Raw genomic sequence first — 12,902 nt, 5'->3', positions numbered from 1 at the left:
CTGAGTCGTAATCTCCTACTTAATCTACAAAGCTACCTCCTTAGCTTTTTCTAATGTTTCTTCGATATTTTCACATAAAATCTTGGGAATAAAATCCTCTCTCGGTATTCCGTTGATATGATACAATCTCTCAGTCGGGAATTGGAATCCAATTTTTGTTTCTGTGAGACGAAAATTTGAAATTGCGCCTAATAGTCCCGCCATAGGTGTGCCAATAACTGTCGCTCTGTTTAGTGCATCAAACCCTATAGCTATCCCTTCTCCCATACTTCCTGTCCAGTGTCCCACGAGGATATACACATTACCCTTGAAGGTTTCCTTACGTCGACTTACATACTCTACCCAATGTCGTTTTGTGTCATAATCCTTCTCATCAAATTCGTGAATCTGATAAGGTAGAACTTTATTGACAAACCGGCCCATAATGGCCCTCGCAACAGTTGAATTTCCACCGCTAGGAGTTTCAGTCAAATCCAAAATCAGGTTTTTATTAGAAATCAAACTGTCAAGAGCTTTATCAAATTCACCGATCAAGTTGTTATTTCCCAGTGAATTATTGATTTTGACATACCCCGTGTTTTCATTTATAACTTTATAATACAACAATTCATTCCTATTGGCATAGCTCACTGGTTCAAATGTCTTGCGTTCTCCGTTTTCAACTACGGTAATCACTCGTTTTTTATCGTGAGTTCCTGCAAAAAGCATATCTAAAGCATACTGATACATCTTTGGACTGTGATAATCTGTAAATCGAGGTAAGAAACTTTTTAACTGTTCATCTATTGATACTCCGTTGAAAAGAGTTACTTGCATGCCAATTTTTAACCCAGCTAAATCTGCACCAAAACCTTTTCTTAAGTCTTTTATTAAATATTTGTTCTGATCTTTTTCTACACGTATGTCGGACCACGATGGAATTAACCTGTTTGATGTATTAAGATTTATGCTTAGTGACGAATGTCCATTGTACAGCTCATTAAACGTATTTTCAAGTAACTGAATAAACTCGTTGTCGTTTGTAACTTTTTCTGCTTGTGCTGAATAAATCTCTTTGACTTTATTCCAGTCGATATTTTGCCTTTCTAAATAGGCATAATGTTTATTGATATCAGACCAAAACTCGTAAAAATCCTTTTTGTATTTGGTTTGAGCGAAAATGTTATTCTCTGTCAAAAATAAGAGTACTATAGTAAAAATAGCTTTAGTCAATAGGCTTAATTTCATCGTTGTGTTCTTGAATTGGTATTTTATTGGTTCAGTCCGTAACAAAAATAATAAAACCATCGTTAAAATAATACGGACTCTTTTGAAGGTATATTACTTTCTCATAATTTCTTCGAATAGATTTATAACTTGGAAAACACTAGTTTTGTAATTCAGCAACTAAACTACTAACATCCCATAGGAGTTTTGATAATGATAAATTTGGTAACTTCTTTACCGTTGTCTTTACGACGACATGTGATCCGTAAGAAATAGCGGCTTATACTGACTGATGATGGGTATTCAGTTGGCGATTTTACTTTAGCCAAAAGTTTAAACCATTCTTCACCACAGTGCTCTTTTACTTTTTGTCTCAACTCGTCCATAGACACGCTGGGAAAGGATCGATAGTCCTGATCGGTATATTCTTCACTAAAAAATAGTCCACTCCTATTTTGTTTTAAAGACTTCCAGTCTGAGTTAAAATGTTTCCAATCAGTAAGATCACAATGAGGCCCTTCGTTCATAATAGTTACGCTGGTTTCATAGCGTTGTTCCACCTTCAAATCACTAATCTGATCATTTAAAATAGAAATATAACTTCCCTCGATACTTTCTCCGACTTCTGCATCGATCTCTATAGTGTCCCTTTGTTGCTGATCCATCTTTTCTGGATCAAAAATGGCCATGCCTTGAATCGAAACGACAAATTCATTGAACCTTATTGCTGTTGTAGCCTTCACGTTATTCGCAGTATGTGAGGTAGGTGCAGTATCTATCTGCTGCTGGGAGATTGCTACTTCTCCGTCAATAGGATGTTCTGATTGCTTCACATCCCGTTTTTGTTGGGGGATGCTAGGGTTGTTACAAGAGCAAATTGCAGCAGTTAAAATGATGATATTATGTCGTATTTTCATAAAGTTTTTAAGAGGTAAAGTAGATACTGCTTTACCTTATTAAATAAATTGATCCGTTATTACTCAAGTGATCAGCAAGTCACTATACCTTACTTGGTGTTTTTTTGGCTTAATCGGGCAATGTAGTAGGCAAACTGCTTGCTGTTTTCATTGTCAATTTTCTTAAGCGTATAAGCTTTTATGATAATTGTCGTATTATTGACCCATCTGATATCTTCCACTGCCCAATTATCCGTTTCAAAACTGTTGTATTCGGAAAGTTTGATCCGGAAAGGAGCTTTTCCTTGGCGGACAGCAAGGACCCCAATAAAGCAACTATTCGAAGTATATACCTGATTGTAATAGTAAGCAAGAAAATATCCGTTTGGAGAAGGAATTGGTATTTCAACTGCACCATCGCCAATTGAAGCAATTGTATGTTGACTACCATTGGTGCTATCGATTAAAACCAGATCGCTAAAACCTAATGATTCGGAAACATGATTGCTTACGAGAATATGCATTTTCAGTTGGGGAAGATAGCCTTTATACTCCCAGCCCCTAAATCCATCGCCCTGATCTGCTGAAAAACTATATTTCTTGAACTCTAGCTTGCCTTTGCCTGTTGGGATCACAAGATTTTTCCTTTCAACAGCAGGAGTTTTATTGACAATGTGATTGGAGCTAAATGCTTTACGATAGTCTTCTAATGTAGCCGTATTGAATACTAATTTAGGTAAGCTATCATACCTGTCTCCATAACCTACTGTTAAATTTGGTATAGATTGACCGTAAACAAGGCTTATCGAAAAAAGAAATATCAACATCAATTTCATATTTATTTCTTGATTTTAGTAAGAGAAGGATCCTATCTGAGATGAACTTCCTTGCATCGCATGATAAAATAGATCAATTCATTTAAAAATGAAATTTTGAACTGATTATCTTATAAAGATAGGCCACAAGCCACAAGAGTTAAAGACCATTTTATATTTGCATGCGGCGATTTATTATTCGCTATATTTTTTTAAAAGAAGAAAATTTGATGCTGTTGTATCGTTATGCAACTCTCCTGTTTTATTTCAACATTTGATCCTCTTGAAAACGAGGACTTCTACTTAGCGTCATCCTCCCAAGAGAATGGCAAAAACATAGAATGATAGCGGGTTTTTCCCAAACAATTGCGAATTAAAATGTGGTTTACAATGATGTATTTATTTATTGGATTTGCAGATTGATCAATTTCGCTTAAAGACTGTCTTCCCTTCATTGATGGTTTCAACTACTTTGATATCCCGTAATTTTTTGGGGTCAATTGTTAACGGATTCTGATCCAAAATAACCAAATCAGCTAGTTTTCCTTTTTTAAGAGAGCCTTTATCTTTTTCTTCCTGATACTGATAGGCAGCATTGATCGTAATTGCTTTGAGCGCGTCCCTTACATCAATTCGTTCATCTGGACCCAATAACATACCCGAACGTGTCGTCCGGTTGACCGCAGCATACACCCCAGTCATTAGATCGGGAGGTGTTACAGGACTATCATGATGAATGGTAAACAATATTCCTGCTTTTTTTGCTGATTGAGCTGGACTAATAAACGCCGCACGTTTGGGGCCAAAAACACTTTGATAGTGCCAATCCCCCCATAAATAAACATGGGACGAAAAATATGAAGGAATAACACCGATCTCTTTTATCTTGGCGATGTGATCAGGTCGGCTGTTCTGCACATGTATCAAGGTTGCCCTAAGCTCAGGCTTATAAATTCCTTCGGTTTTCAATTTGCCGATCACACGAAGCGCTTGATCAATAGCCGCATCGCCGTTAACATGTAATTGCGCTGTAATATCATTTGAAAACACTGTTTTTAAATCATTGTAGAGGGTCTCGTCTGAAAAAATTGGAAAGCCTTTGTAGTCGGCCGATTGGCCTTCTGGTGGAACGAGGTATGGTTCTGTCAACCAGGCTGTCTTCCCTTGAGGTGAGCCATCGTCCGAAAATTTAAATCCACCAAATTTCAAGTGCTTTTCGTATTTCATGTAATTGGGTTTAAAGGACTTCCATTCGGCTTTGTTTGCTTCAAAATCCGGAAAATAAACCACGTCAGCCTTTAAAAGATTTTTCGAAGCAGCTTCCTTTAACAAGCCAACACTCACTCCCATCGAACGTCCATCACAGATTGTTGTCTGACCATAACTAAGCCATTCGTCCTGCGCTTTGACAAAATCTTTTAGGGATTGGGATAGTTCATCTTTTGCCTGTTTGGGCTTGGGAATCATATCCGTTAACTTCACCAACGCGGCGAAAGAGGCATTTTCTTCCAGCTTACCGTTTAGTTGATTATCAGGGCTTCGGCCATAATGCCCTCCCTCGGGGTCTTTCACATTTTCGGCAATACCTAATAACTTCAACATCGCACTATTGACAACGCTTGCATGACCAGAAGCATGAATGACAATAATGGGATTTGTCGTACTGACTGCATCCAATTCCTGGCGAGTCGGATGACGATGCTCACGCATAATGGCGTCATCATAGCCATTTCCTAATACTGGAACAGCCGCACCCAGTTTTGTTTGCTTAATAACTGCTAATAGAGCCTTTTGAAGATCGGGTATTGAATTAACGATACCGTATGGACTTGGAGATAAATCTATTGCCTGTTCCATTCCGGCTCTTGAAGTGATATGGCCATGGGCGTCAATAAAGCCAGGCAATAAAGTTTTTCCTTTTAAATCGATCTGTTTGGTATTTTCTCCTATATAGGGATCTGCTTCTTTCCGGTTACCAACGAAAAGAATCTTCCCGTCTTTTAATACTAAAGCATCTACTTGAGGTAAATCATCTTCCATCGTTACAATATTTCCACCAAAATAGAAAGCATCCCCTTTTTGCTGATTGCTCTTACAGCTTAAAATAAAAAGAGGTAAAAAGAAAAATAGATATTTCGTAATTATTGCCATGTGAGAGGTTAACTGTACTAATGAATAACAAAGGAAATCAGTTAATTGTTTCGCAACTCTTTGCAGGGGAATAGTCAGTTAATGCTTTGTGTTCGGTGATAAACAGATCGTCGACCTAACCGCGAGGATCATTTTGATGAATGCACTGAACCGACTGCAGATCGGTATGGAGGATAAAGATTAAAAATAGTGGGCATTGAAATGTTACTAAAAATGCGCATCTAGATGCGCATTTTCGATTAAAGCAGAATCGGTAGCAGTTGATCCAGACTTTCTACCTGAAGAAAATTGATTGGTTTAACCTCATCACTAGCTTGCTCATGTGTCCACGTCACATGGTAAGGGACATGTATTGCCTGCCCTCCCAATTCCAATACTGGCAGAACATCGGAGTTGATTGAATTTCCGATCATGATAAAATTTTCGGCGGGGCATTCAATTTTGTTCAATAATTTTATGTAATCCTCATTTTTCTTGTTGCTCATAATCTCCACATGATGGAAATACTTTTGGAGCCCCGAATTTTTTAGCTTTTTTTCTTGATCCAAAAGATCCCCTTTTGTGGCTACAATTAATTTATAATGTGCACTAAGCCTTACCAGCGTATCTTCGACACCTTCCAATAATTCAATCGGCATCCTTAGTAAATCCTGTCCAATCGCTATGATTTTGTTTATTGTCTTCAGCGATAGCTGTCCAGCAGAAATACGACTGGCTGTCTCTATCATACAAAGAATAAAGCCTTTCACACCATACCCATAGAGGGACAGGTTATTCATTTCTGTTTCAAATAACTCTTTTGATACTGCATGTTGTGGAAGATAATTTTCCAATAGTGCGCAAAAATCATGTTCTGCTTTTTGAAAATATGGCTCGTTTATCCATAATGTATCATCTGCATCGAATGCAATGACTTTAATGGCATTTTTATTGATAATCATTCTAATTTTAATTCAATTTACGAAGTTTACTTGATCTTGGTACCATCATATTGTTCCCATAGCCCCGTCAAGTTTAGGTCTGAATCATATACGGCATTAAAAGCAAACAGTTTTCCCTTAGCCACATAATCATAAATATAAAGATCGGTTAAAGGGGTCGGAATAGATTTCAGTTCGTCTGCAGAGATCCATTCGAGGTCACCTTCATTACAATAGGGTGCCTCAATATATTCGATATCCGATACATATACATAGCTGATCCAATTGTAATTGACCGGTGATGTTTCGGTTAACATGCCACAAAATTGTTTTGAAGTGATATGGATTCCTGTTTCTTCCATGACCTCACGCACCACTGCATCATCCGGATTTTCAAATGGGTCTAATTTTCCACCAACGGGAACATACATATCTTTGTTGGGTTCTTTAAGGCGTTTTAGCAATAGAAACTTATCTTTATTTCTTAATATACATAGTGTGGCTACGCGCTTCAAACCTGTCACTTCATTGCTCATCTCTTTTCTGTTTGTAACAAAAATAGAAAATGTTGTGAGAGTCTTCAAGCATTTTTAGCGAATTCATTCAGTTTATATCTCCTAAGTGACGACTTGCGTATCTATCTCATCGACATAAATCGCGTTGGTGACAGCTTTACCACGAGGCGAGCTAATAATCTCTACACACTCATCTTTCATTTTGAATAGCTCTTGAGGATAATATGGTTTCAATATTTTCATGGATCTAGGCTTATAACATCGTATAAATGGAAAGCCCATTATCCGATGAACTATCGGCATAATGGGCTATATCCGTAAAATAGATATGAATTATACGGGTCTTAAATGATAGGCTTTAGGCTGAACAAATGCCCGAATACCTTGAGCCGACAAAGTTGAACCTAAACCAGAATTCCTCCGTCCGGACCAAGGTACATTAGGGCTTACCCTATCGCAGCAGTTCCAATATACTGTTCCTGTATCCATTTTGCCAAGGATATCCATTGCTCTGTCCTGATCGGAAGAAAACACTGCTGCAGTAAGGCCATACGTCGTATCTTGCATCAGCGTTATTGCCTCCTCGTCTGAAAATACCTTTTGTATACCTATCAGCGGACCAAAAGTCTCTTCACGCATAAGTGCCATATTGTGATTACAATGTTCGAATACAGTTGGGGCATAATAATATCCCTCACCTTCTAATGCGTGTCCGCCCAACCGCAGTATTGCTCCCTTTTTAAGGGCATCTTTCACATGCTCTTCAAGAACGTCCAGTTGAGCAGCTCTGGTTAAAGGGCCAATAAATGTATCTTCAGCGAATGGATCGCCCACCCGATAGGACGCTACCTCCTCAATAAATGCCTCGATAAACTGATCGTATATCTGTTCTGAAACATAGATGCGTTCAACAGCACAACAGCTCTGCCCATTGTTGTAGAAAGCGCCCTCAGCTGCCGACACTGCCGCCTGTTTTATATCTTTGACATCTTCAGTGACATATAGCGGATCCTTCCCGCCTAACTCAAGCTGGACTGGAACTAATTTATGTGCTACGGTCTTGGCAATATGCACTCCTGTCTTATAGGATCCAGTAAAAAAATAGCCGTCCAATGGCAATGATAAGATATGCTGGCCAATCCGCCCATCTCCTACAACACAATGAAATACATTATCAGGTACGCCTGCCTGATAAAGATATTTTGCAAACTGCAAGCCTGTCAACGTGGCAAATTCAGAAGGTTTATAGAGAACAGCATTGCCCGCAACCAAGGCATAGAGAAAAACATTGAAGCCGACATTATAAGGGAAATTCCATGCAGAAATATTGGCAATTACACCAAGTGGTTCATATCGAATATGTTCTAGCGTTGCGCCATCACGCACAATAACTTCTTCTGAAAGCCATCTTTCAGCATTTTTTCGGAGATGTTCAATGCGGTTCTGTGCTCCGTTAATTTCATTAAGCGATTGTGTTATGGGTTTGCCCGTTTCTTTGGTAAGGATCTCTGCAAGCTCCTGTTTATTTGCCAAGATCAGCTGCCCAAATTGTATGATGCACGCTAAACGATCCTTTAAAGGAACTTTTGCCCATGTGTGCTGTCCTTGCTTTAGTAAGGATAGTGTATTTTCCAACTCAACTGTTGTGGTTGAAGGCAACGTTGCCGCTACAGCGCCAGTTGCAGGATTTCTAATTTCTATGTTGTCTTGCATGTTCAATAAAAACATTAAAAATCAAATTTTCATCTAAAAGTATTCCCTTCTGTGTTTGGGAAAATTCGGGATGCCATTGGACACCCATAACTTTCCCGGTCGCTTCTTTGGTATAACCAAATGCCTCGATAAATCCATCTTCCGAGCGCGCATAGACTTCGAGATCACGGCCAAGATCTTTAACAGCCTGATGATGTACCGTGTTGACCAATGGATTGGCAACATGGCCATATAGTCTGTCGAAAAGTGTTCCTGGTTCTATATGCACCGGATGATTGATTGTATCATATAAACTTGCTGAACGATGTACAGCCGAATGAGGAAGCTGACTAACGATATCCTGATACATTGTACCTCCAAAATACACGTTCATCAACTGAAATCCCCGACAGATACCTAAGACAGGCTTATGATTTCTGATGGCATAATCCAATATCTTTAGCTCATATTGATCCCGATAAGGGTCTCCTTTCCAGGGGCCGATAGGTTCTTCTCCATAGTGTTGAGGAGCTATATCGCTTCCACCTTGAAGAACTATGCCATCCATCTGTTGTAAGATGTCCGCTAATAATGATTCTTCAAGATCCGGCAATAATATAGGAAGCACACCTTTTTTACTAATCCATCGAGCCATATCATTTTCCATATAACTCAGTGATTTGTGACCAAAGACCGTCCTGTCTGGGTCAGGATAAAAAAAACAGGCACTAATACCGATTTTTAACATATCATTTTCCTTCGTATGCGGTTTCATAAATTGCAAGAAAATCGGCTTTACTAACGGGCTTGGGGTTCGATGGGTGACAGAAATCTGCAAGCGCAAGTTCTGATAAAGGTTGCAAATGTTCCTTTTGTACGCCAATTGCGGATAACTGTGTAGGTAGTCCCAAACGTACATTGAGGTCAAACAGATAGTCAACAACCTTGTCTCCAGCATTGTTGCCAAGCCCCAAAGCCATGGCCATCTTATCGAAACGATCTTCAAAACCGACATAATTAAACTGCATGCCATAAGGAAGATTCACCGCGTTGGCCAGTCCATGATGAGTATCGAGGAGCGAAGAAAGCGGATGCGCTAAACTATGAACGACTCCTAATCCCTTCTGAAATGCAACAGCTCCCATCAATGATGCCAAAAGCATTTTAGAGCGCGATGGCAAGTCAGATTCTTTTGTAGCGCACTCAATCGAAGTAGCCACCATGGCCATTCCTTCAAGCGCAATACCATCACACATTGGATGGTACCCTTTGGCCAGATAGGCTTCCATATTGTGCGTAAGTGCGTCCATTCCCGTTGCCGCCGTAATAAACGGTGGCAGGTCCATTGTAAGTAAAGGATCGGCAAATACAATTTTTGCCATCAATCTCGGACTAAACAGAATTCGTTTTTTCTTGGTTTCATCTTCTGAAATAATAGCACTACGGCCTACCTCACTCCCGGTGCCGGCGGTCGTAGGTACAGTAATCAATGGTGGTATCTCGTTGGTCACATAGATATCGCCGCCGATCAGATCGTCGTAATCAAATAAATCACGATGGTGATTTGCGCGCAAGGCAATCGCCCGAGCTACGTCGAGTGCTGCTCCACCGCCAACGCCAATAATTGAATCTCTATTTTGCCCTCTAAAGACATCTCCTCCCAAGAGAACATCAGATTTTACAGGATTTTTGTGCAACTCATGAAAGACAATAACGTCGATCCCTTTGTTCGTCAGCCTTTGTTGAACTTCCTTAAAAAATGGCAGTTCGGCAATAGTCGGATCCGTTACCAATAAAGGGCGGCTAAGTCCATTGGCCAATAAATAGCCTGGGAGCTCGTCGATCACTCCAGCACCAAAACGGATCGGTGTAGGGAAATTAAAACCATAAATTTTTGCTGTATCCATCGTTCAGTTATATAATTTCAAAATATCTTTTTGTTTCCCAATCTGTTACTTGCTCTGAAAATTGTCGCCATTCCCATAACCTTGATTTACAAAAATGATCGACAAACTTTTGGCCAAACAACTCGGATGCTATTTGCGATTGCGCCATTCGAGTGGTCGCATCGTAGAGATTTCTTGGTAATACGCCGTGTTGCAGATCTTCATAACCATTACCAATAGTATGACGATTGTCCAATGGCAATTTATGTTTGATGCCATACAACCCGCTAGCCAAACATGCTGCTATGGCCAAGTAAGGGTTCACATCTGAACCGACAACACGGTGTTCAATGCGCGTAGCTTTAGGGCCACCTTCAATGACGCGGAGTGCTGTGGTACGATTATCTATGCCCCAGGTCAGGGTTGTAGGTGCCCATGCTCCTTCAGTCAGCCTTTTATAACTATTAACAGTAGGTGCCAATAACGGTAGAATATCAGGTAAACAATACAATTGCCCAGCAAGAAAATGCTTCATCAACTGGCTCATTCCGAGTTCATCTTCTTTATCATAAAAGAGGTTGCTCTGTTTGTTGAGATCCCAAAGACTTTGATGCACATGGCCGCTGCAGCCTGGTAAGTCCTTTGTTTGTTTAGCCATAAAACTCGCGGTAATATTATGTTTTTTCCCAATTTCTTTGACGGCAGATTTAAAGAGAGTAGCCCTATCTGCAGCTTCAAGAGCATCACTACATTGGATAGCAGCTTCCAGTACACCCGGCCCAGTCTCCGTATGCAGCCCCTCAAGAGGTACGCCGAATCTTTCGAGCATAGCTAAAAGATCCTGAAAAAAACCATAATTGTCGGACATCCGTAAGATGGAATAGCCAAACATACCAGATGTGATTGGTGTCATGTCTCTAAAACTATTTTGGGAAGAGGTATCATTGGTTTTCACGAAATTAAACCATTCAAATTCCTGTGAAAAAACTGGTTTAAATCCAGCAGTCTCCGACTGTGAAATTATGTTTTTAAGGAGAGCTCTTGGACACACATTTTGGTCCTGAGAAAGTGGAGATTCAAAATCAGCTAGAAAAAAGGGAATATCCTCCTGCCAGGGAATCTGTCGAAATGTATTTCCATCAATACGTGCCGGGAAATCGCCGTATCCTGTATGCCAGCCTGTAATTTCCACATTGTCATAAACCTGATCATTAACATCCCATCCAAACACCACCGAACAAAATCCAAATTCATTGTCCAGTGCAGAGATAAACTTATCGCGATGCATGAATTTTCCACGTAAGACCCCGTCTATATCTGCAACGGCAACTTTAACGTGAGTACTTGTGCAAGCTTTTAGTTTGGAAATTATTTCATTTTTAGTTATCATAATTTGATGGTTTTGTCCTTGTCAAGGAAGATTAGGAAATAGAGGTATGATAAGATGACAAGCCCAAAGAATAATAGAGCTGTCAATGGGTTATAATATATCATTGCAATGAGACACACGATAGCAATAATCAACGCAATCGCCGGAAACAGCGGATACAATGGAACTTTGAATGGGCGTTCCAGATCAGGTTCCTTTTTTCGCAAGGCAAAAAATGACCACATGGATATAATGTAAAGACAGATTGCCCCAAAACATGCGATGGTAATAATGCCTGCGGTCTTCCCGGTCAGTAATGCTATGATGCCAATAGCCATATTGATTAAGAGTGCGTTGGCCGGAGTCTTAAATCGTTGATGCACTTTCCCAAGAATCGACGGTGCATAACCCACTCTCCCAAACTCGAAGGTAGCTCTGCCACCAGCGAGAATGATACCATGAAATGAGGCTATAAGACCCAATAGACCAACACCTATAAGTAATTTATAAAGAATATGGCGATTATCAATGACATGTGCAATAGCAAGTGGCAACGGCGAATCTGACGGTTCAGTGCTTCCGACAGGATACACAACAGCCTCCCAACCCCCGACACCCACCGCCGATAAAAATGTAATGATACAAAGCACAATTAAAGTCACTATGGCCGATCCAAAGCCGATTAATACATTTTTCTGTGGATTGATAGTTTCCTCAGCGACATTGGCCACACCTTCAATAGCGAGAAAAAACCAGATGGCAAACGGAATAGCAGCAAAAATACCCGAGAACCCATTGGGCAATGCGTTGTGCTCAAGGTTGGAAAATTCGAAAGCTGGAAATGTAACGCCTGCAAATATCAGTAATTCAATAACCGCAAGAACAGTTACAACCAATTCAAATGATGCAGCGAGCTTAACCCCCAATATATTCATTGAAGTGAAAATCACATAGGCCCCAATCGCAAAAATAAGATAGTCAACCGAAGGATGTAGTAAATGTAGATAAGCACCTATAGCAGCGGCAATGGCAGGCGGTGCAAAAACAAACTCGATATTTTGTGCAATACCGGCGACAAATCCCAAATGCTTGCCCAGTCCTCGATTTGCATATTCAAAGGCTCCGCCAGCCCGAGGGATCGCACAAGCCAGCTCTGTATAGCTGAAGGTAAATGTAAGGTACATGATAATAACGAATACTGTAGCAATGGCCAATCCCAATGTGCCGCCTTCCGCCAAACCGAGATTCCATCCAAAATACATTCCCGAGATAACATAGCCTACACCTAATCCCCATAACATAACAGGACCAAGGACTTTTTTTAATTGAGGCTCACTCATAATTTTATTTAGGTTGGTAAATTGATAGTAATTAACTAACCTAAATTTACTACATATAGTTTAAATGATAGTGTTATATATCTGTAATTATAGCTATTTTAGTAAAACAATA

Annotated in this window: 11 protein-coding genes; all 11 read right to left on the bottom strand. The window is 39.9% G+C overall.

Translation table 11 applies throughout. From position 1 onward, the window contains the following. Positions 1-24: 24 nt before the first annotated feature. Positions 25-1,227: a S41 family peptidase gene (locus tag M2419_RS08845; protein WP_259254792.1), complete on the bottom strand. Its 1,203-nt coding sequence runs from the start codon at positions 1,225-1,227 to the stop codon at positions 25-27. 167 nt (positions 1,228-1,394) lie between these two features. Then, a complete protein-coding gene (locus M2419_RS08840) occupies positions 1,395-2,123 on the bottom strand; it encodes a hypothetical protein (RefSeq protein ID WP_227550272.1) in 729 nt (242 codons plus the stop codon). 89 nt (positions 2,124-2,212) lie between these two features. Continuing rightward, the gene (locus M2419_RS08835; RefSeq protein WP_259254791.1) at positions 2,213-2,929 is read right to left on the bottom strand and encodes a hypothetical protein; all 717 of its coding nucleotides are present in this window, start codon (positions 2,927-2,929) and stop codon (positions 2,213-2,215) included. A 411-nt stretch (positions 2,930-3,340) separates the two neighbouring features. After that, complete coding sequence (locus tag M2419_RS08830; RefSeq protein ID WP_259254790.1) at positions 3,341-5,068, bottom strand: amidohydrolase; 1,728 nt, start codon at positions 5,066-5,068, stop codon at positions 3,341-3,343. A 239-nt stretch (positions 5,069-5,307) separates the two neighbouring features. Beyond that, a complete protein-coding gene (locus tag M2419_RS08825) occupies positions 5,308-6,009 on the bottom strand; it encodes an HAD family hydrolase (RefSeq protein ID WP_259254789.1) in 702 nt (233 codons plus the stop codon). 26 nt (positions 6,010-6,035) lie between these two features. Further along, a complete protein-coding gene (locus tag M2419_RS08820) occupies positions 6,036-6,524 on the bottom strand; it encodes an NUDIX domain-containing protein (RefSeq protein ID WP_259254788.1) in 489 nt (162 codons plus the stop codon). Positions 6,525-6,836: 312 nt separating this feature from the next. After that, positions 6,837-8,216 carry an aldehyde dehydrogenase family protein gene (locus M2419_RS08815; protein WP_159726694.1) on the bottom strand — a complete coding sequence of 460 codons (1,380 nt, stop codon included), beginning with the start codon at positions 8,214-8,216 and terminating at the stop codon, positions 6,837-6,839. Beyond that, positions 8,194-8,970, bottom strand: coding sequence for a gamma-glutamyl-gamma-aminobutyrate hydrolase family protein (locus tag M2419_RS08810; protein ID WP_200845520.1), 777 nt, complete (start codon positions 8,968-8,970; stop codon positions 8,194-8,196). The genes M2419_RS08815 and M2419_RS08810 overlap by 23 nt, the downstream gene beginning before the upstream one ends. After that, the gene (locus M2419_RS08805) at positions 8,945-10,102 is read right to left on the bottom strand and encodes an iron-containing alcohol dehydrogenase (RefSeq protein ID WP_182332039.1); all 1,158 of its coding nucleotides are present in this window, start codon (positions 10,100-10,102) and stop codon (positions 8,945-8,947) included. Before M2419_RS08805 ends, M2419_RS08810 begins: the two co-directional genes overlap by 26 nt. A gap of 7 nt (positions 10,103-10,109) precedes the next feature. Continuing rightward, on the bottom strand, positions 10,110-11,471 hold the full coding sequence (locus M2419_RS08800; protein ID WP_159726690.1) for a glutamine synthetase family protein: 1,362 nt from the start codon (positions 11,469-11,471) through the stop codon (positions 10,110-10,112). Further along, the gene (eat, locus tag M2419_RS08795) at positions 11,468-12,790 is read right to left on the bottom strand and encodes an ethanolamine permease (RefSeq protein WP_182332037.1); all 1,323 of its coding nucleotides are present in this window, start codon (positions 12,788-12,790) and stop codon (positions 11,468-11,470) included. Before eat ends, M2419_RS08800 begins: the two co-directional genes overlap by 4 nt. Positions 12,791-12,902 lie beyond the last annotated feature (112 nt).

The organism is Sphingobacterium sp. BIGb0116, from assembly GCF_024808035.1.
Taxonomy (GTDB): Bacteria; Bacteroidota; Bacteroidia; order Sphingobacteriales; family Sphingobacteriaceae; genus Sphingobacterium; species Sphingobacterium paramultivorum.
Note: the sequence above shows the minus strand (reverse complement) of the source record. Positions and strands in the feature narration are given on the sequence as shown.

Bases quoted from the DNA above. Each gene is read 5' to 3' on its own strand.
- M2419_RS08845 (WP_259254792.1), bottom strand. From the start codon at position 1,227: ATGAAATTAAGCCTATTGACTAAAGCTATTTTTACTATAGTACTCTTA.
- M2419_RS08840 (WP_227550272.1), bottom strand. From the start codon at position 2,123: ATGAAAATACGACATAATATCATCATTTTAACTGCTGCAATTTGCTCT.
- M2419_RS08835 (WP_259254791.1), bottom strand. From the start codon at position 2,929: ATGTTGATATTTCTTTTTTCGATAAGCCTTGTTTACGGTCAATCTATA.
- M2419_RS08830 (WP_259254790.1), bottom strand. From the start codon at position 5,068: ATGGCAATAATTACGAAATATCTATTTTTCTTTTTACCTCTTTTTATT.
- M2419_RS08825 (WP_259254789.1), bottom strand. From the start codon at position 6,009: ATGATTATCAATAAAAATGCCATTAAAGTCATTGCATTCGATGCAGAT.
- M2419_RS08820 (WP_259254788.1), bottom strand. From the start codon at position 6,524: ATGAGCAATGAAGTGACAGGTTTGAAGCGCGTAGCCACACTATGTATA.
- M2419_RS08815 (WP_159726694.1), bottom strand. From the start codon at position 8,216: ATGCAAGACAACATAGAAATTAGAAATCCTGCAACTGGCGCTGTAGCG.
- M2419_RS08810 (WP_200845520.1), bottom strand. From the start codon at position 8,970: ATGAAACCGCATACGAAGGAAAATGATATGTTAAAAATCGGTATTAGT.
- M2419_RS08805 (WP_182332039.1), bottom strand. From the start codon at position 10,102: ATGGATACAGCAAAAATTTATGGTTTTAATTTCCCTACACCGATCCGT.
- M2419_RS08800 (WP_159726690.1), bottom strand. From the start codon at position 11,471: ATGATAACTAAAAATGAAATAATTTCCAAACTAAAAGCTTGCACAAGT.
- eat (WP_182332037.1), bottom strand. From the start codon at position 12,790: ATGAGTGAGCCTCAATTAAAAAAAGTCCTTGGTCCTGTTATGTTATGG.